Annotated in this window: 17 protein-coding genes and 2 pseudogenes; 7 read left to right on the top strand and 12 right to left on the bottom strand. The window is 70.4% G+C overall.

Going from position 1 to position 17,141, the window contains the following annotated elements; all coding sequences use genetic code 11:
- Window positions 1-95: 95 nt before the first annotated feature.
- Window positions 96-1,258, bottom strand: a protein-coding gene (locus tag ACFYW9_RS37270) for an IS3 family transposase (RefSeq protein WP_389159520.1) whose coding sequence is annotated in 2 segments (ribosomal slippage) — window positions 96-971 and window positions 974-1,258 — 1,161 coding nt in all. Because the reading frame shifts where the segments join, the coding sequence is not laid out codon by codon here.
- Window positions 1,259-1,338: 80 nt separating this feature from the next.
- Window positions 1,339-2,498, bottom strand: a pseudogene (locus ACFYW9_RS37265) (IS3 family transposase).
- Window positions 2,499-2,639: 141 nt separating this feature from the next.
- Here ACFYW9_RS37265 and ACFYW9_RS37260 point away from each other — a divergent pair.
- A pseudogene (locus ACFYW9_RS37260) lies at window positions 2,640-3,272 on the top strand (IS701 family transposase); the annotation flags it as partial.
- 294 nt (window positions 3,273-3,566) lie between these two features.
- On the opposite strand, the gene ACFYW9_RS37255 reads toward ACFYW9_RS37260, so the two are convergent.
- Window positions 3,567-3,746: a hypothetical protein gene (locus ACFYW9_RS37255; protein ID WP_389159519.1), complete on the bottom strand. Its 180-nt coding sequence runs from the start codon at window positions 3,744-3,746 to the stop codon at window positions 3,567-3,569.
- On the opposite strand from ACFYW9_RS37255, the gene ACFYW9_RS37250 reads away from it, so the two are divergent.
- Complete coding sequence (locus tag ACFYW9_RS37250) at window positions 3,745-3,996, top strand: hypothetical protein (protein ID WP_389159518.1); 252 nt, start codon at window positions 3,745-3,747, stop codon at window positions 3,994-3,996. The genes ACFYW9_RS37255 and ACFYW9_RS37250 overlap by 2 nt on opposite strands.
- A 335-nt stretch (window positions 3,997-4,331) precedes the next feature.
- On the opposite strand, the gene ACFYW9_RS37245 is transcribed toward ACFYW9_RS37250, so the two are convergent.
- The 3 genes from ACFYW9_RS37245 to ACFYW9_RS37235 all read right to left on the bottom strand — a co-directional run bounded on the left by ACFYW9_RS37245 (window position 4,332) and on the right by ACFYW9_RS37235 (window position 6,467).
- Window positions 4,332-4,559, bottom strand: coding sequence for a hypothetical protein (locus ACFYW9_RS37245; RefSeq protein WP_389159517.1), 228 nt, complete (start codon window positions 4,557-4,559; stop codon window positions 4,332-4,334).
- Window positions 4,560-4,599: 40 nt separating this feature from the next.
- Entirely contained in the window at window positions 4,600-5,076 is a 477-nt protein-coding gene (locus ACFYW9_RS37240; protein WP_389159553.1) for a YdeI family protein, read from the bottom strand.
- Between the two features lie 992 nt (window positions 5,077-6,068).
- A complete protein-coding gene (locus ACFYW9_RS37235; RefSeq protein ID WP_389159516.1) occupies window positions 6,069-6,467 on the bottom strand; it encodes a hypothetical protein in 399 nt (132 codons plus the stop codon).
- Window positions 6,468-6,808: 341 nt separating this feature from the next.
- On the opposite strand from ACFYW9_RS37235, the gene ACFYW9_RS37230 reads away from it, so the two are divergent.
- Window positions 6,809-7,033, top strand: a complete 225-nt coding sequence (locus ACFYW9_RS37230; protein ID WP_389159515.1) for a hypothetical protein — start codon at window positions 6,809-6,811, stop codon at window positions 7,031-7,033.
- Window positions 7,034-7,511: 478 nt separating this feature from the next.
- Window positions 7,512-8,207, top strand: coding sequence for an alpha/beta hydrolase (locus ACFYW9_RS37225; protein ID WP_389159514.1), 696 nt, complete (start codon window positions 7,512-7,514; stop codon window positions 8,205-8,207).
- 278 nt (window positions 8,208-8,485) lie between these two features.
- Here ACFYW9_RS37225 and ACFYW9_RS37220 read toward each other — a convergent pair whose 3' ends face one another.
- From ACFYW9_RS37220 to ACFYW9_RS37205, 4 genes are all read right to left on the bottom strand, one after another.
- On the bottom strand, window positions 8,486-9,052 hold the full coding sequence (locus ACFYW9_RS37220) for a snapalysin family zinc-dependent metalloprotease (protein ID WP_389159513.1): 567 nt from the start codon (window positions 9,050-9,052) through the stop codon (window positions 8,486-8,488).
- A gap of 334 nt (window positions 9,053-9,386) precedes the next feature.
- Window positions 9,387-10,229: a transposase gene (locus tag ACFYW9_RS37215; RefSeq protein ID WP_389159512.1), complete on the bottom strand. Its 843-nt coding sequence runs from the start codon at window positions 10,227-10,229 to the stop codon at window positions 9,387-9,389.
- Between the two features lie 12 nt (window positions 10,230-10,241).
- On the bottom strand, window positions 10,242-10,466 hold the full coding sequence (locus ACFYW9_RS37210) for a transposase (protein WP_389159511.1): 225 nt from the start codon (window positions 10,464-10,466) through the stop codon (window positions 10,242-10,244).
- A gap of 72 nt (window positions 10,467-10,538) precedes the next feature.
- Window positions 10,539-11,123: a tetratricopeptide repeat protein gene (locus ACFYW9_RS37205; RefSeq protein ID WP_389159510.1), complete on the bottom strand. Its 585-nt coding sequence runs from the start codon at window positions 11,121-11,123 to the stop codon at window positions 10,539-10,541.
- Window positions 11,124-11,275: 152 nt separating this feature from the next.
- Here ACFYW9_RS37205 and ACFYW9_RS37200 point away from each other — a divergent pair, with 152 nt between their 5' ends.
- The 3 genes from ACFYW9_RS37200 to ACFYW9_RS37190 all read left to right on the top strand — a co-directional run bounded on the left by ACFYW9_RS37200 (window position 11,276) and on the right by ACFYW9_RS37190 (window position 15,989).
- The gene (locus tag ACFYW9_RS37200; RefSeq protein WP_351874285.1) at window positions 11,276-11,716 is read left to right on the top strand and encodes a hypothetical protein; all 441 of its coding nucleotides are present in this window, start codon (window positions 11,276-11,278) and stop codon (window positions 11,714-11,716) included.
- Window positions 11,713-15,543, top strand: coding sequence for a hypothetical protein (locus ACFYW9_RS37195; RefSeq protein ID WP_389159509.1), 3,831 nt, complete (start codon window positions 11,713-11,715; stop codon window positions 15,541-15,543). The genes ACFYW9_RS37200 and ACFYW9_RS37195 overlap by 4 nt, the downstream gene beginning before the upstream one ends.
- Window positions 15,544-15,773: 230 nt before the next feature.
- Entirely contained in the window at window positions 15,774-15,989 is a 216-nt protein-coding gene (locus ACFYW9_RS37190) for a hypothetical protein (protein ID WP_389159508.1), read from the top strand.
- 80 nt (window positions 15,990-16,069) lie between these two features.
- Here the strand turns inward: ACFYW9_RS37190 and ACFYW9_RS37185 are convergent, their stop codons facing one another.
- Together ACFYW9_RS37185 and ACFYW9_RS37180 are read right to left on the bottom strand one after the other, a co-directional pair.
- Window positions 16,070-16,432 carry a hypothetical protein gene (locus ACFYW9_RS37185; RefSeq protein ID WP_389159507.1) on the bottom strand — a complete coding sequence of 121 codons (363 nt, stop codon included), beginning with the start codon at window positions 16,430-16,432 and terminating at the stop codon, window positions 16,070-16,072.
- Window positions 16,433-16,510: 78 nt separating this feature from the next.
- Window positions 16,511-16,747: a hypothetical protein gene (locus tag ACFYW9_RS37180; protein WP_389159506.1), complete on the bottom strand. Its 237-nt coding sequence runs from the start codon at window positions 16,745-16,747 to the stop codon at window positions 16,511-16,513.
- Between the last annotated feature and the right edge of the window lie 394 nt (window positions 16,748-17,141).

The raw sequence follows: 17,141 nt of genomic DNA, 5'->3' as shown, positions 1-17,141 counted from the left end.
AGGCTTGCGCCCGGCTCGTGGACCGAGTGAGGCCGCGACGCATCGTCCTCGTGCGTGGCCGAAGGGTCTGATGCAGGTTCGGGTGACAGGTGTGGTCACGCGGCCTGGAGGGCCGACGTGGTCATGACGGTCTCGAATTCGATGGGGGTCAGCCGGCCGAGTGCGGCTTGTCTGCGGCGTCGGTGGTAGGTCCGCTCGATCCAGGTCACGATCGCGATCCGGAGTTCTTCGCGGGTGGCCCAGACACGGCGGTCGAGGACGTTCTTCTGCAGCAGGCTGAAGAAGGACTCCATGGCCGCGTTGTCGCCGGCAGCTCCGACCCTCCCTATCGATCCGGCCATCCGGTGGTGGTCGAGGGCCCGGACGAACTTCCGGGAGCGGAACTGCGATCCGCGGTCGCTGTGCAGGATGCAGCCGTCGACGTCTTCACGCCGGGCCACGGCGTTGTCCAGGGCGGTCACGGCCAGGCGGGATTTCATCCGCTCGTCGATGGAGTAGCCCACGATCCTGTTGCTGAAGACGTCCTTGATCGCGCAGAGATAGAGCTTGCCTTCGCCGGTGGCGTGTTCGGTGATGTCGGCGAGCCACAGCCGGTTCGCACAGGTCGCGGTGAAGTCACGGCGGACGAGGTCGTCGTGCACCGGCGGGCCGGCCTTCGTGCCCTTGCCGCGCTTCTTGCCAAACACGCTCCACCAGTTGTTGTCCCGGCAGATCCGCCACGCGGTCCGGTCGGCCATCGGAGCCCCGGCCCCGCGCGCTTCGTCGGCCAGGAAGCGGTAGCCGAATTCCGGGTCGTCACGGTGCGCGTCGAACAGTGCGTTCGCGCGATACGCCTCCTCCAGCACCGCGTCGGCCACCGGCTTGCCCAGCCAGCGGTAGTAGGGCTGTCTGGCGAGCTTCAGCACCCGGCACGTCACCGTGACCGGCACCCCGTCCACGGCCAGCTCCTTCACGAGCGGGTAGACCCTTTTCCCGGCAGATGGGCCTGCGACAGATAGGCCGCAGCCCGGCGCAAAACCTCGTTCTCCTGCTCCAGCAGCTTGATCCGCCGACGCGCTTCCCGCAGTTCCGCGCTCTCCTGGCTGGTCGTTCCGGGCTTGGTCCCGTCGTCGATGTCCGCCCGGCGCATCCACTTCCACAACGTCATCGGATGGACTCCGAAGTCGGTGGCCACCTGCTCGACCGTCACCCCCGGCCCGCGGTTCCTCGCGACCCGCACGACGTCCTGACGGAACTCCTCCGGATAGGGCTTGGGCACAGCAACATCCTTCCCACCCGCCCCGCAGGGCAAGCCAGTTCAGATGACCTGCCCCACGGTTTGGGTTCCAGTTGCGGTGGCTAACTGACGGCGGGGATGGTGTCTTGTTCGGAGAGTAGTTCGTACTCGATCGGGGTGCGGTAGCCCGGTGCTGAGTGGCGCCGCTGTCGGTTGTGGAAGGTCTCGATGTACTCGAAGATCGCGTTCGCCAACTCGACCCGGGTCTTCCACCGCCTGCGATTTAACAGCTCGATCTGCATCGAGGACCAGAACGACTCCATCATCGCGTTGTCCAGGCCGTCCCCGACGGTGCCGAACGACGGCAGGAGTCCGGCGGAGCGGATCCTTTCCCCGAAGACCCAGGAGGTGAACTGGGCGCCGTGATCGGCGTGAACTATCCCGCCCGGTTCGGGGCGCTGGTTGCGGAGGGCCATGTCCAATGCGTTGACCACGAGGGTGGAGTCCTGTCTGGAGTCGATGGACCAGCCCACGATCTTGCGGCTGAACGCGTCCAGGACCGCGGCGCAGTACACCCACCCTTCCCTGGTGCGGTGTTGCGTGATGTCGGTGACCCACAGCTCGTTGGGACGCAGACGATGGAACTTCCGGTTGACCAGGTCATCGGCGGTGACGACACCCCGCAGGCGCTTGATCCGCACCGGGCCGGGCAGGCCGTGGATCCCGGCCTGTGTCATCAGCACCGACACGGTCCTGGAGCACACCCGGATGCCTATGCCCAGGGTGAGCTCGGCGTGGACGCGGCGGTAACCGTAGGTGCCGCGTGAGGCGACGTGGGCCTCCCGGATCAGTCCGGTCAGCCACTCCCGCCGCAGCTGCCGCGGTGTGGTCGGGGTGCGCCTGTGTTTGTAGTAGTTCTGCCGGGCGACCCCGAGGATCCGGCAGCATCGGTCGACCGGTGCCCCGGCATCGACGAGTCGGTCGATCACCGGGTAGAGCCTTTTGGGGCCGGCTTGTCCTCGCCGAGGAACTTGGCGGCCCTGCGGACGATCTCGAGCTCGGTTTCCAGCTCGTGGATCCGTCGCCGCGCTGCACGCAGCTCTGCGGACTCCTCCGAGACCCTGCCGGGGCGCCGGCTGTTGTCGATGTCGTCCTGGCGCAACCACTTCGACAACGTGACCGGATGGATGCCGAGGTCAACGGCGGTCTGCTTCTGTTCTTTTCCTGCCCGCACCAACGCGATGGCGCGGGCGCGGAACTCAGCGGGGTAGGCGCGGGGCATGTCCGGCAGCCTTTCGTGAAGGCCGTCAGTTAGCCACCAGAACTGGAACCTGAGAGGTGGGGCAGGTCAAGATGTCACCCGATCGTGCGGCAGACCCGGTTCACCATCGCCTGCCTACGACTCTGGCTCCCCTGACTTTGCGGACACGACCTAGCGGTGGCCTGCTCGCACGAAGCCACCACAGGCGCCGGGAAGTTCCGCGCGGACACGCCGGCCAGGAAGGTGCCCAAGAGGGCCTGGCAGAAGCTGTCCGCAGGGGTCAAAGCCAAGGGCCACCGCTTCTACGACTGGGCCGTCATCGACCTCACCGACCCCCGGCCCGGGAGCCGACAGTTGCTGATCCGCCGCAACCGCAGCACCGGCGAACTCGCCTACTACCGCTGCTACTCGCCTGCACCGGTGCCGCTGACCACCCTGGTGCGCGTCGCTGGATCAAGGTGGCGGGTGGAGGAGTTCTTCCAGTCCGGCAAGGGCCTGGCCGCCCTGGACGAGCACCAGGTTCGCCGCTACCCGTCCTGGTCCCGCTGGGTCACCCTGGCCATGCTCGCGCACGCCTTCCTCGCCGTCGTCCGCGCGGACGAACGCGACCGCCACCCCCGCACCCGACGAGCTGATACCGCTCACCTGCAACGAGATCCAACGGCTGTTCATCACGCTCGTCGTCCAACCCCTCTCCGCGACGCCGTCCACCGGCTCGGCTGGTCCGTCTGGCGACGCCGCCACCAGGCCCGATCCCAGGCCAGCCACTACCGACGACAAGCCACTCAGGCATGAAGATCACGAACTACGGCTGGAGTACTAGCTGAGACACCAGGGCACACGTAACGGGGCAGTAGCTTTCAGATTTACGCGGCTGTTTCGGCTTCCTTGGCCTCACCGAGTGCCCGGCAGAGGGAGGTGACAGCCGAGGACGTGTCTCTGTTCTTGTCGATCTTGACGTGAGCTTCTTCGCGATCTCCGCCGCGAACGTCCATCCCGACAAGTCGGCATCCACGCGGGTGTCCTCTGTAGTTCCCCGGTCTACAGCTGTCACTGGCCGGGGGCGTCCTTGCTCCGCCGGTTCCAGTCCTACAGGGCCACGCTGGCTACCAGCCGGGTGCGCCGCTCCTGCAGACCCTTCATCGCGTAGTCACCGAGGTTCTCGTCGACGCCGTAGATCGTCCCCGCCTCGGCTTCGATTTCCTCCTCCAGGAGGTCCAGGGCCTCCTGGAAGTCGCCGTTCAGCTCCAGCACCGTGACCAGGGCCATGCGTATGGACCGCGTCTCGTCCCTCCGCTCCCAGCCGAAGGCCTGGGACTCGGCATACAGGACTCGCAGCAGACGTACCCCCCTCGGCCGCTTCGCCGTTCTCGGCGAGGAACCGGGCCAGGCTCGCCCGGCAGCGGTGGGTGTCGGCGTGGTCGGGGCCCAGCACCCTGGCGGAGTCGTCCGCTACCGCCCGCGCCTCGGCGACGGCGCCGTCCAGATCACCGACCCTGCGGCGGCGCCAGGCGAGTGACCATCGACACCTCAGGGTGTCGGGGACGTCGGCCCCGAACTCCGCGGTCCGTTCGGCCACTTCCGCCTCGGCCAGCCGCAGGATCTCGGGGTGCCGCCCTTCGTGGAGGAGCCAGGTGAAGACCCTCGAGCGGGCGGCGAGGGTGTCGGGGTGCCAGCGGCCCAACTCCCGGGTGAGATACGCGACGTCCTCGTGCACGTCCGGTCAGGGCCGGGCCTTCGGCCGCCCCCAGTGCCGGAAACGGCGCCTGACCCGCCAGGTGCGGACAGTGCGCCGCGGCGGGCGCTGCTTCTCAGACGTGCCCCGGTCGCTCCGGCTCTCGCGCATCTCCGTCATCAGAACCCGCCTCCGTGGTCCACCCACGTCTCCTCGTCCCTGGCCCGGTCGTACGCGCTGCGCCAGGTCCGGCTGCGCTCCAGCAGGTCACGCTCCTCTGTGCTGAGGGCCCGCTCGGCCGGGTGCGCCGGGAGACGGCGGCAGTACGCCGCGAACCGGTCACGACGCCTCGGCCAGCAGCGTCCCACAAGCCAGACCAGTGGCACCCCCATCAATGCCCACAGCACCAGACAGCACCAATCGCGCTCGGCCTGTTCCAGCAGACCCTCAGCTTCCAGGCCGCCGGAACGGTTTGAGCCGCACCCCCTCCAGGCTGTCGGCGATCAGCTGGTCCAACCGCCGCTCGCGAGTCTCATCCCGCTTGGCACTGGTGACATGGTGGATGGCCTGCTTGCGATAGGAAGGCGCCTGCCCGCTGAACCACTCCCACGCCCGCGGTTCTGCCTGGAAGCGAGCCAGCTGCGCCGCCTCGAACTCCAAGTCCGACTTCTCCTCGCGGTCCCGGTCACGGGCTTCGAACACAGCGGTGCCGGCCGGCCGCATGAGCCCCTGCGCGGTCAGCTCCTCGATCTTGCGGAGGTTGACCAGGCTCCAGTTGCTGCGCGGCCTGCGCGGGGTGAACCGGATCGTCCAGGAGAAGTCGTCGATCGGGCTCTGCCGGCCGTCGATCCAGCCGTAGCACAGGGCCTGGTCGACCGCCTCCGACCAGCTCAGCGTGGGCTTGCCCGTTCCCTTCCTCCACATACCCACCCGGCATTCGGAGGCAGTCGCGTGGTGCTCCTCTAGCCACTCCCGGAACTCCTCAGGACTTGAGAAGAAGATTGACTCCATGCGCGGTGCCCCCGTCGGTCGTCTTGTCGGTTCCATTGAACCTGGCGGGTACGACAATCCGAGAGTTTCAGCGCGCCGCCCGGGATCTGCACCGGGGTGTCATCACCATGACGGGCAGGCAACCACAGGAGCCGAGCGGGGACGGATCGGCCGCAGGCCCCTCGTTCGAGGGAGGGGAAGAGGCGCGGGCCTCGCCAACGCGAGTGGACAGCCCAGCTCAAAGTGCGCTGACGTTATCTTCCTCGTCCTCCGGGATCGGCGCGTTCGGATCGCGAGACGGGCTGTTGATCAACTCCGTCGAATTGTTCTTCGACGCCGCCTCGACACGCATCGTCTCCTCGGCCAGAGCCCGGGCCGCCGGCCCGCCTACCGCTCACGCACCCACGACCGGTACTGCTCGGCCGTCCGACCCGACGCGTACGCCGGCATCGCGCTCCCCGACAGCTCCACCGCTTGGCGCGCAGCACGCCGTCACTGTCAGGCAGAGCGACGTGGAACAGCGGGTGGCGTTCGTCGAGGCCCAGGGGCAGGGCGCAGGCCGCCCTCGCGCCCGCCACCAAAGTGGTGAGCCGTTGGTGGTCGGTCTCGTCGACAGTCACGTGGCGGATCGTTCCGTTCGATTCCTCCCAGCTGCGTAGGCCATGCCGGCGCGGTCGTCTACGGCAGACCCGCACCCGCGATCGTCTGGGTGCCCAGCACGGAGCGGAACCGCTCCGAAAAGAGATGCCACTTCCGAAGGGGCAGCGTGTACTCGTAAGACCAGTACAACCTCTGTGAAAGGAGTTGCCATGGGTACGCAGAGCAACGAGGAGCGCAGTCAAGCGGCAGAGCCCGAAAGCGAGAAGGGCATCCGCTGGGGCGGACGCCCTCTCAACGCCGCAGCCTGACGAAAACGCTCTGCAGGGTCAGACCACCAGCGCCGCGTGCAGCGCACTGAAGGTCTCACGAAGCTCCAACGTGGCGATCGGATCGATCTCCATCTGCAAATGGCACACGTCGTCGTCGCCGTTCGGAGTCAGGCGCACGAAAAAGGCGAAACCGTTCCCCACAGGCTCCGCCTTCAACGTCAGCGGATTGTTCCGACCGGGAGTGACCGCCACCGAAAAGCGTCCAGCCGACGGCACGCGCAAGTGAGAGAGCATGCGGGCCACGAAGTCCACGACCTCCGCAGCGCTGAGATCCGCAGTGAAGTCAGCCGTCAAGCAGGACGACCAATCTGCGGTGATCTGCCAACTGTCCGCACGGGGCCGAGCCAGTTCCAGCCACACATCATCGTTGCCGAGGCGCATCCGCGGCTCTTCCATCGTCGCCCTCCGACATCCACAGTCCGGACTCAAGATCGTATGGGGCGGATCTCCGTCGCCGGAAGTCGTCGCTTGTCATCCACCCACCCACGAACCCGGCGAACCTTCCCGGTCAGAGCACTAGCGATGCCCTCATCGGCGACAGGCCGGTTTTGGAGACCCCCCACCTTTGTCCGGTCGCTCTGCTATCCGTCCTCTGGAATGGCAGTCACACGGCATACGGACGGCACACCGACGCCGTGGCGGTTCCGCCACTGTTGAAGCCATCCGGCCCGCTGCCCGCACAGCGCGCCCGCCCCTGGGCGCTTCCGCGCCGTGCCCGATCCGCAAAGGACTCAACGATGACGACGGACACGGACGCATCCCGTCCTCAGGACCGCAGCCTCCGGGAACTGCGCCTGGTGCTCCTCCTGCTCGCCCTGCTGGTGGGGCTGCTCATCACCACGGCGGCCGTCTACGTGGCCCGTGTGCACCCGGGTCTCGCGCAGCCTCTGGGGGTAGGAGCCGCCGTCATGAGCGCGCTCGCCGCTATCGCTGGTGTCGTCACCCGCGCCATCCGTAGGTGATCGTCTCTGGTTCGACCGGCAGACTGGCGCCGGACGGGCCGCGGGTGCTGGACTTCGGCATCGTCCACGCCCCGGACGGCACCTCGGTCACCCGGACCGGCGCTGCGCCGCACCCCTGCGCATCGACGGAAGCCGCGGCGACTGGAGCGACACTGAGACGCTCTGACTGGCCGGCGACCTGCGCGACGACGACTTTGAGGACCGCTTCATCGACGACATCATCGGCGAAGGCACCGACGGCTGGGCGTTCAGCCGCGACTCCTACGCTGTTGAGCTCAGGTGACCTGCCCCGGGGCAGCCGACGCGGGACGGCTCCCGGTCCCGGAGCAGTGCGGCGATGGCGGCCGGCACCGCGATGAGTACCCAGTTGATCACCGCCATGACCACGGCCGTCCCTGTGTCCCGGATGCGACCGGATCAGCCGGAGTTGTAGTCCTATCGTCGGCAGGGGGCGGTCAAGGCAGACGTGGAGGTGGCGATGAGGGTCGTGTTCGTGCATGGGGCGTGCGTGCGGGACGGGTCGTGGTGGTGGCACCGCACCGGCGAGCTGCTGCAGGAGCGAGGGGTGCCGAGCGTGGCCCCGGCGCTGCCGAGCTGTGGCGAGGCGGGCCTGCCCGGCGGCGTCGGCGGTCCGGGGCTGCCCGAGGATGTTGCCGCGGTGCGGCAGGTGCTGCAGGACAGCGACGAGTCGACCATCGTGGTCGCCCACAGCTACGGCGGCATCATCACCGCGGAAGCCGCCGCGGGAATCGGGTCGGTACGCCACCTGCTGCTGGTCTCCAGCTACCTGCCCGAGGTGGGGCAGAGCCTGTCGGAGTTCGGGGACGGCGGCCCCGCCCCGTTTCTCGACGTCGACCCCGACGCCGGCACATTCGGGGTCCGCCCCGAGCTGCTCGTGGATACATTCCTGCAGGACTGCGACCCCGAGGTCCAGGCGCAGGCGGCGGACCACCTCACCCGGCAGAGCGTGCAGGTGACCGGGCAGCCGGTCGGGGCGGCCGCATGGCAGCAGTTGCCCTCGACGTACCTCATCTGCGCCCAGGACCGGGGCACCCCGCCGCGGCTGCAGCGCGAGTTCGCCCGCCGGGCCAACAGCGTCGTCGAACTCGACGCCGGCCACCACCCGTTCCTGTCCCAGCCCGTCGCGGTCAGGGACCTGCTGCTGAGCCTGTGACCGCAGCCGCGGACGAGCCGGTCCGGCGATCCGAAGGCCAGGAGACCGTCGTGGGTGCCGATGCTGTCGAGGGCCTACCTGGCCTACAACGGGCAGGACGTCGACGGCCTGCTACTCAGCCGTATCCGCCCGATTTCCGGGCTGAGCGCAGTCGGCTGGGGACGTGCGTGCGGCGCACTCAGGCCTGAGGCTTCGCCCGGGTAGGGTGCCCGCCGGGAGGACCGGCGGGCACGCTACCTGACGCGCGTTCAGGCGTCGTCGTGCCGCCGCGCCGCGTGTCAGTCCACGATCACGACGCCACGGGGCGTGGTCGCGGCCGGTCCCGCGAGGGCGCCGCCGAAGTCAGCCTCGACCTCGGCCTTCTCTGCCGCGTTCGGGTACGGGTTCGTGCAGGCGACGCCCGCGCTGGAACCGGACATCAGACTGGAGCAGGGTCCGGGCTTGCGGTCCGGGAGGCCCAGGATGTGGCCGAGTTCATGGGCGGAGATGCGGACCGTGTTGTAGCCCTGGTCCACCGCCTGCCGGCCGATGTAGACGGTTCCGTTGCCGAGTGACCCGGGCAGGGCCCGGGGCCAGCCGTTGTCGGCCAGGACCCTTATGTTGGCGCGCTGCCCGGCGGTGACCGGCCGTAGTTCGACCGCGTCGACGCTCTCGTTCCAGATCGCCGCGCCGCGGTCGACCGCGGACTTGAACTCCGCGGCACCGCTCGCGTCGTAGGTGACGACGCGTGCGGCCAGGGTGTGGTCCGCGACCGACGACGGGGCGGCCACGGCCTGGCCGCCCAGCAGGGGGAAGGTCACCGCGAGAACCGCGGCGACGGTGGTGGTCAAGGTACGGACGTGCATGGTCGACCTCCTTGTGGGGGAAGGTAGTCGTGCGCATGACATTCGCAGGCTCCCTTCCCGCCGGGGCCGGACCCCAATCCGTCATTCCGGCCGTGCCCGCGCCGGGTGCTCCCCGCCGGTTGGGAGGCGACGATTCAGAAGTGACTGGACCACGACCCACCGGCCCAAGGGAACGGAGAGGGAACGTGCCGTGGTCGCCGGCAACCGGGTAACGCCCTCCGCCTATTCGCGCAAGTGGTCACGAGCCAAGGCCGTATGCGCCCGCCCCATCGTCACGGAGTTCTTCCGTACCCTCCAGGACCCGTCACCCGGCAGGTCCTTCTCTGTCGGGTGATCACCTCAGCGAAGCCGTAACAGCCGGTCGCGGCGGCGGTTGTCCGTGCATGACGCCGCGACGACGCGTGACCTCATGGGCAGTTGCGGCCGCGGTCGTACTCGCCGGCGTGCTGGCGACCTCGGGAGCCGCGGCCGCCTCGTCCTCGCGCTCCCCGGCTGAGGTGGAGTGTGCGACGAAGTACAGGGTGACGGGGCGGGTGGCCGCGGTGCGGCGGCTGGCGTGGAACGACGGCCCGGTCGAAATGCGACGGCGGGCCGCCACGGGTGTCGGGCTTCTGGCGGTTGCGTGCCCGGTCGGCCTTGTCGGGGATGGTGCAACGGATCCCGCTGACAGGCGGCGGCGCCCTCCCGGCCAGGCGAACGTCCGCTCCACCGCCCAACGCCGCGGGACCACCGCGAAGAGGGGCGCTGCCGGAGGCGGTGTCTCTGCCCTCGCCCAGGTCGAGCGGAATCCACTGTCGTGGCGCTGCACGGCCTCCACGGTGATGCCGGCGGCTTCCCGGGCCCAGGCGTGGAAGTCGTCGCCGCGGTAGCACTGGTCCGCCCATACGTGCCGAAGGCGCGGAAAGGCGTCGGCCGCCCGGGAGAGCAGCACCGCGGCGCCGTCGTGGTCTCCGACGCTGGCCGGGCTTACGCAGGTGACCAGGACGGTGCCGCGGGTGTCGACGAGCAGGTGCCGTTTGATGCCGCTGGCCTTCTTGCCGCCGTCGTACCCGTGCAGGCCGCCGCTCTCACTGGCCCGGACGCTCTGGCTGTCCACAACAGCGGCACTGGGGATGGGGGCGCGGCCGAGCTGTGCCCGCTCGCGTTCGCGCAGCGCCGTCAGCATCCGTTCCCACACGCCTTCTTGCTGCTATCGCCGCCAGTAGTGGCAGACCGTCTGCCACGGTGGCAGATCATGCGGCAGCAGTTTCCAGGCACAGTCGGACCGCAGCCGGTACACCAGCGCGCTGAGGATTTCCCGCCGCGTGTGTTTCGCCGGCCGGCCACCGGGCCTGATCGCCGGAACCAGCGGATGGAGGATCTCCCACTCCGGATCGGACAGATCCGTCGAGTAACGGGTACGCAGCCCGCTCACCCAAGCCCCCGAAAGTGCGCCACCGCCCCGCTACCAGGCGACTTGCCCGCTGACAGGCTTTTCAGACGCCCTCTAGCCGCCCGCGTTCCGTTCCGCGATCCGCAGATTGTCGGCGATGTCCACACGCACCGGATGCCCGGCCGGCAGGCCCGTGCTCTGGGCGTGGGCGCGGCGCAGGACTGTGAGGCCGTCGTGGCGGAGGCCTGCGGCGAAGAGGGTCGCGCCGAGAGTGTTGGCGGTGGTGAGGGTGGATTCGTGGGCGGCTCCGAGGCGGCGGGCGCGGCGCTGCCAGGTGTCGTCGAGAACCGCGACGGACGCGGAGACGTCACCCTGGATGGCCAGGGCCCCGCCGAGGTTGTGAGCGCAGTCGAGGGTCGCGGGATCGTCGGGGCCCCAGGCGCGGGCCGCACGGTCGGTGGCCTCACGGGCGATCTGCGCGGACGCAGTCGCCTTGCGCTGCTGGTAGAGGGTGGAGCCGAGCAGGTTGAGCAGGCCGATGGTCTCCCCGTGGTTCGCTCCCAGCTCCGCCTCGCAGTCGGGCAGCAAGCGGCGCAGGAGCACCTCTGCCGCGGCGAAGTCGCCGGTGTCGAACAGGACGCGCGCCGTGCGAAGCTGCCGGCGTAGGCCGGTGCGGTTCGGGCCCTTGCGACGCCACACGACGCCCCCTCGCCCACGGCGTCGTCGCCGTGTCGTTGTCCCGGTGGTGCGGCCAACCACCATATAACCGCCGCACGTTGATCGGGGAGGGCGCGGGCGCGGGCCGCGCCGCGGTGGCACGATGGGGCGGGCACGGCAACGGGAGGACACTCATGATCGAATCCCTGGCGGCGGTCGCGACGGCCGCTTCGACGACGCTCGTCGCCGCGATGGCGACGGACGCCTGGGGCGCCGCGCGCTCCGGGTTGCTGCGGCTGTTCGGGCGGGATGACGCACCCGAACAGGGTGCGCTGGTGGCGCTGTTGGAGAGCGAGGCCGCGCTGGTGTCCGGGGCGGAGGATCCGGAGGCGGCGCGTCGGCAGTTGGCACCGGCGTGGCAGTTGCGGCTCGAGCAGTTCCTTCGCGCGCACCCGGAGGTGGCCGACGACGTGCGTGAGCTGACCCGGCGGCTGCAGGACGAACTGCCCGCCCAGCAGCGCCATTGGGTGCAGCACGTCGAGGCGCGCGACCACGGGCAGGCGTTCGGCGCGCAGGGTGGGAACGTGATCGTCCATCAGGAGCCCGGCGCCGGCCGCGGTGACCACGCGACGTGAGCGAGCAGCACGTCAGCGCGACGGGCGGGTTCGCCTACGGTGTCGTCGGCGCGGACATCCATGTGTTCGGCGACGGCACGCCGTTGTACGTGCTGCGCCGGTGGGCACCGACCCCCGAGGCGGATCCGCAGTGGCTGCGGCAGCAGCCCAGTCGGATGCTCCACGCTCGGTTCGCCGTGGCGCCGTTCACCGGGCGGGAGGACGAGCTGGGAGCGCTGCACGCCTGGTGCGCCGGCGGTCCGCAGCGGGCGGCGCGCTGGCTGCACGCGCCGGGCGGGCAGGGCAAGACCCGGCTGGCCCAGCAGCTGGCCGCCGAGTTGTCCGGGCAGGGCTGGAAGGTGGTCACCGCGGTCGAGGGGCCCGGGACCGTGCTGCCGCCGCCCGGCAGCCAGGACCTGACGCCGGACAGTGCGGCCGGGCTCCTGCTCCTGGTCGACTACGCGGATCGCTGGCCGCTGACCACCCTCACCTGGCTGTTCAGCAACGCCCTGCTGCACCGGCCGGACGTGCGCGCCCGCGTTCTGCTGCTGGCGCGCGGCACCAATCCGTGGCCGGCACTGCGCGGGGCGCTCGCCGGTGAGCAGATCGACGTGTCGGCACAGGCCCTCGGGCCTTTGGACGAGCCGAGCGGCCCGGCGGCCGGGCAGGGCGAGCGGGGGGCGATGTTCCGTGCGGCACGCGCCGCTTTCGCCGAGCGGTACGGGATCGTAGCGCCGGCGGGCGAACCCGACCTCACCGACGACGACTTCAGGCTGGTGCTCGCCGTGCACATGGCCGCCCTGGTCGCCATCGACGCCGCGGCCTCGGGCCGGCGTGCCCCGCCCGATCTGGCGGGGCTCACCCTCTACCTCCTCGACCGCGAGCACCTGGGCTGGGTGCTGCTGCACGACCGGCGGGGCGCGGGACGGATCACCCTGTCCCCCGCGGTCATGAACCGGGTGGTCTTCGCCGCCTCCCTGAGCGGCGCGCAGCCGCAAGAGCAGGGAGCATTGCTGGTGGACGCGCTGGAGGTCGGGCAGCCGACGCCCACCGTGCTGGCGGACCACGGCGTCTGCTATCCGCCGCCCGAGGGCGTGGACGGCACGGTCCTGGAACCGCTCTATCCGGACCGGTTGGCGGAGGACTTCGTCGCGCTGACCGTGCCGGGCCACGCGGCCGACTACCCGGCGCAGGCGTGGGCGGCGGACACCGCGGGCGCCGTGCTGCGGCACGGCTCCGGCCCCGCCCGGGGGGTGTCGACGCTGATCGCGGCGGCGGGCCGCTGGCCGCACCTCGGGCCCGCCTGCCTGTATCCGCTGCTGGCCGCCGATCCCGCCCTCGGCGTGGCCGCCGGGGGCGCTGCCCTCACCGCTCTGGCCGAACTGCCCGACATCACGACGGCGCTCTTGGAGGACGTGGTGGACGCCGTGCCGCATCCGACCCCCGCGAACCTCGTGGTGGGACGGGCCGCCGTCAACGTCCGGCTGTTCGCGTCCCGGATCGCGGCGGCACCGGACCGGCACGAACGCGCCTGGCTGTACGCCGGGCACGGCAACGACCTGCACGAACTGGGGCGCACGGAGGAGGCGCTGCGGGCGGCGCGGCGCGGGGCCGGGCTTTTCCAGGAGCTGGCCGCCGACGATCCGGAGACGTACGAGGAGCACGTCGGCCGCACCCTGACCAACGTCGCCGGTCTGCTGCACCGCACCGGCGAGGTCGACGAAGCGGTGGCGACGCAGCAGCGCGTGGTGGACCTCTTCACCCGTCTCGCCCGGGACGATCTGCGCCGGTACGAACCGTACCGGGCGACCGCGCTGGCCAATGTCAGTGTGCATCTGGAGTCGGCCGGTCGGTGGGAGGAGGCGTACCGGGCCAACCAGGAGGCGGCGAGCGCGTACCGCAGGGCCGCTGTCCACGATCCGGGGCAGCGCAGGGGGTTGGCGATCGTGCTGTCCAACGGGGCGGTCCTCACGTTCCGTCCGCCTGCGGAGGACGTCGCCCTGCGCGAAGCGGTGGAGTTGGGACGGGAGTTGGTGCGCGAGGGGGCGCTGGTCGAGGACACGCCGCTCGTCGCGTCGCTGGAGCGGCTGCGTGAGCACCTGTCCGCGCGCGGCCGGCACGTGGAGGCCGTCGAACCGGCGCGGGAGGTGGCCGAGCTCAACCGGCGCCTCGCCGAGGCCGATCCGCACCGGTACACCTTTGCGTGGACGACGGCGCTGATGAGCCTGCACGGGATCCTGCTCGACGCAGACCGTCCCCGGGAGGCCGTGGAGGTCGGCGAGGAGGCGGTGAAGTGGTTGCGCCGGCTGACCGACCGCGCGCCCGCCACCTACATGTCGTCCCTGGGCGACGCGGTGTCGCGGCAGAACAGCGCGCTGCGGGCGGCGGGCCTGCCGCCGGAGCCGGAGGCCGACGTTCCGCGGCGGGTGCTCGACCCCGACTCCCTGGGCCGGCAGATGCCGGAGGCCCGGATCGCGGTGGACGGGTGGCTTCCGGAGCTGCTGCCCGTGCCGCACGTGTCGGCGGCGGTACTGGAGGACACGGCGAGCGGGCTCGCGCATCGGCGGGACTGGACGGCGTACTGGGAGCTCGTCCGCTCCGCTCCCCTCACCGACGCGGTGCACCTCGTGCGCCGGATCCCGCGGCGCACCGGGGCGCCGGACCATCCGCTGGACGCGGAACTGTTCGGCTGGCTGCGGTCCCTCTCCCCGCGCCGCGCCCGGGCCCTCGTAGACGGGGCGGCTGGCGCGGCCACCCGGACGCTGCCCGAGGACTTCGGGGTGTTCTCCGCGGCGCACAGCGCGTTCGGGCACGGCGGCGAGGTGCTGGCCACCGCGCGCGTGACGGACGACCCGGACGAGCAGTCGCGCGAGGTGATCGAGACCCTTGAGCCGGGGTCCGGCACGCGGACGGTGCTCCACCGCGGCCCTGTGTGCCACAAGTCGCTCGCCGTCCTGGGCCCCGGGGACGTGATCGCGCTGCGCCGCAGCGAGGGGTACGCGGCCCGGGCCGAACTGGTCCGGCACACGTCGTTCGAGACGCGGGTGCTGGCGCAGAGCCGCACGCTCACCGGGGCGCACCTGGCGGCCACGGCGTACGGTTGCGTGGTCTCGCTGCCCCTCACGCCGCAGGTCCTGGTCCTGAAGACGACCGGGGAGTTGCGTCAGGTCGACCTCGGGCAGTGGGCGCTGAGCACCGGCGGTCCGATGGCGGTGACCCCCAGGGGCGACCGCATGGTGCTGTGCGACGGCTACCGCCTGATCGCCGTCCACGCCGCACTCGGCCATGCGCTGGACGCGGCCCCTGTACCGGCGGAGCACGCGCCGGTACGGGAGCTGGTCTTCGCCGGGGAGGACGCGCTCGTGACGGCGGGGCGGCACGGCGGGCTGGTGCTGTGGCGGCTGGACGCCGACGGGATGCGGCCGGTGGCGTCCCGCGACACCCCGATGCTGTCGCAGCTGTGCGCGGTCCCGGCCTGGGACGTGGTCGGCGGTCACGCCGGCTCCGAGGGCCGGGTCCGCTTCTTCGACCCGTGGCGGGGTCTCGCCCCGGTCGACGCCCCGCCCGCGATCGTCGGCTCCGCCCGTCGCCTGCGCGCGGTGCTGGCGGCGCCGGGCGGACGTCACGTCATCTACTCCGGGCAGCTCGACGTGGACGCGCCGCCGCGGCGCCGCTCCTTCGCGTTCGTGACCCGGGTGCACGATCTGCACCATCCCGGTTCGCTGTTGCGGCGGTCGCCGGCCGGTTTGGGCGACGCCGAGCGCGCGGCTTTGGCGCGGGCTGACGGGGATAATCCGGGCGTGCGCGACCTGTTGCGCCTCGCGCACGTGATGGCCACCCGCCTCTGACGACCTAGGGAGCGTGAGCGTCGAGAGTGCGTACGGGTGACTTGGGCCCAAGGACGGCGGGAGGGGTGCCACTCGGGTGCGCAGTCTTGACGGCATCGATCAAGGGTGGTGGTTGTCCGGCGGGGCTGGGGCCATTCGGGTGTGTTGAGGTTGTGTCAGGCGGCTGGCCGGAAGCCGGTTGGCGATGCTGGGCGGGAATCAGCATGTTGTCCGGTGATGAGGAGTGCGGTATGCCGATGGATTCGGTGGCTAGATTTTTGGCGGTTCTGAACCCTGGGGACCGGCGGGCTGTCGATGTCGAACCACGCGATGAGCAGGAGCGGCTCGCTGCGGCCTGGGAAAGCGAGTTGGAGGCAGATGCCGAACTCGACACGCTCGATGAGTTGTCGCCGTCTGCGGCGGAGGCGGAGGCGGCCCGTCGGGTCCTGGACCGCAGAGGCGGTTGACCCTGTCTCTTCGGTGTCCAGGATCCGGAGGCGGGGCCCGTGGTGTCGCGGGGGCGCCGCTGGAGGCTTGCCGTTCGAGGTCAAGAGGGTGTCTGCAGCCAGTGACGGGCGGTGGTCAGCGTCACTTCGGTGTCGTTGCTCCATGAGGAGATTTCCAGCCATGACAGGTAGCCGCCCTGGGTGAAGACCAGGACCTCGCCGGGGTACTCGCCGGCTTCGGTGACGAGCTGCGCTTCGGCGGCCACGGCGGTGCCGGGGTCGGTGGGCGCGGGTTCCAGCTTGCTGGTGTCGAGTTCGAAGTAGGCGGTGCCGCACCCGCAGGTGCAGCGGGCTCGCACACTGAGGTGAGGAACTTGCCTTTGGAGCGCGATATGAACGGGGGTGTCCCTGTTCAGGACTGCCGCAAGCACGTCGGCTACGTCAGCGGGCAGGCTCTCGTTCATCTCGTCACCGTATCTGACCAGCGACTTTAGACTCCGGCCAAACAGACTGCGCTGTTGCCGATCGGCCGGCCGGCGTGTTCATGCTTTTGGCACCAGGCCGGTGTCGGCGAGGCAGCCATGGATGACCTCCGGTCGGTACTGCGGCATCTTGAGCTTGCGCTTCACGGCGTGGGTGATCTGGCCGGGGTCGGCTGCGGCGAGGTTGCCGATGTCACGCTTGGCCGGCGACCAGGTGCCTTCTTGCGGATTCGGGTCTGGCGCGTGGGCGGGCAGCTGGAAGACCGGATCAGCGTCTTCACACGGGCCAGGGTCCACTGCTGGTCGCCCCGGCGGTGGCTCAGGGGGCGGTGTTTCAGTTCCCGCTCGGCTTGGGCGGCCTGCTGCTCGCTGGGTCTGGGTGGTCCGGGTGGGCCTTTCGGCAGGATTCCGGTCTTGCCGCGTTCGCGCTGATGGCGGTGTCATCGCTGCACCGGCTTCGACCTGGTTGAGGGTGTCCGGTGCGTGTTGGGGTGTGCCGTCGCGGTCGGCCGGGTGTTCGGCGGTGGGGTTTCCCCGGTGTGCGGTGCGCGGTGTGCGGCGGTGGGGGTGGTCTTGGGGGGGGTGGGGTTTCCGGGGTGTTGGTGGGTTAGGTGGTGGGGCCGGTGATGGTGGTGTTGAAGACGGTGTGGTTTTGCTGGTGTCCGGTGATGTGGATGGTGGTGGTGGTGTT

The organism is Streptomyces sp. NPDC002698 (assembly GCF_042888945.1).
Classification (GTDB): domain Bacteria; phylum Actinomycetota; class Actinomycetes; order Streptomycetales; family Streptomycetaceae; genus Streptomyces.
Note: the sequence above shows the minus strand (reverse complement) of the source record. Positions and strands in the feature narration are given on the sequence as shown.

What these genes read in the sequence shown, in the direction of transcription:
- ACFYW9_RS37250 (WP_389159518.1), top strand. Translation starts at nt 3,745, where the DNA reads ATGCGTATGGACCGCGTCTCGTCCCTCCGCTCCCAGCCGAAGGCCTGG.
- ACFYW9_RS37255 (WP_389159519.1), bottom strand. Translation starts at nt 3,746, where the DNA reads ATGGCCCTGGTCACGGTGCTGGAGCTGAACGGCGACTTCCAGGAGGCC.
- ACFYW9_RS37240 (WP_389159553.1), bottom strand. Translation starts at nt 5,076, where the DNA reads ATGTGGAGGAAGGGAACGGGCAAGCCCACGCTGAGCTGGTCGGAGGCG.
- ACFYW9_RS37235 (WP_389159516.1), bottom strand. Translation starts at nt 6,467, where the DNA reads ATGGAAGAGCCGCGGATGCGCCTCGGCAACGATGATGTGTGGCTGGAA.
- ACFYW9_RS37230 (WP_389159515.1), top strand. Translation starts at nt 6,809, where the DNA reads ATGACGACGGACACGGACGCATCCCGTCCTCAGGACCGCAGCCTCCGG.
- ACFYW9_RS37225 (WP_389159514.1), top strand. Translation starts at nt 7,512, where the DNA reads ATGAGGGTCGTGTTCGTGCATGGGGCGTGCGTGCGGGACGGGTCGTGG.
- ACFYW9_RS37220 (WP_389159513.1), bottom strand. Translation starts at nt 9,052, where the DNA reads ATGCACGTCCGTACCTTGACCACCACCGTCGCCGCGGTTCTCGCGGTG.
- ACFYW9_RS37200 (WP_351874285.1), top strand. Translation starts at nt 11,276, where the DNA reads ATGATCGAATCCCTGGCGGCGGTCGCGACGGCCGCTTCGACGACGCTC.
- ACFYW9_RS37190 (WP_389159508.1), top strand. Translation starts at nt 15,774, where the DNA reads ATGCCGATGGATTCGGTGGCTAGATTTTTGGCGGTTCTGAACCCTGGG.
- ACFYW9_RS37185 (WP_389159507.1), bottom strand. Translation starts at nt 16,432, where the DNA reads ATGAACGAGAGCCTGCCCGCTGACGTAGCCGACGTGCTTGCGGCAGTC.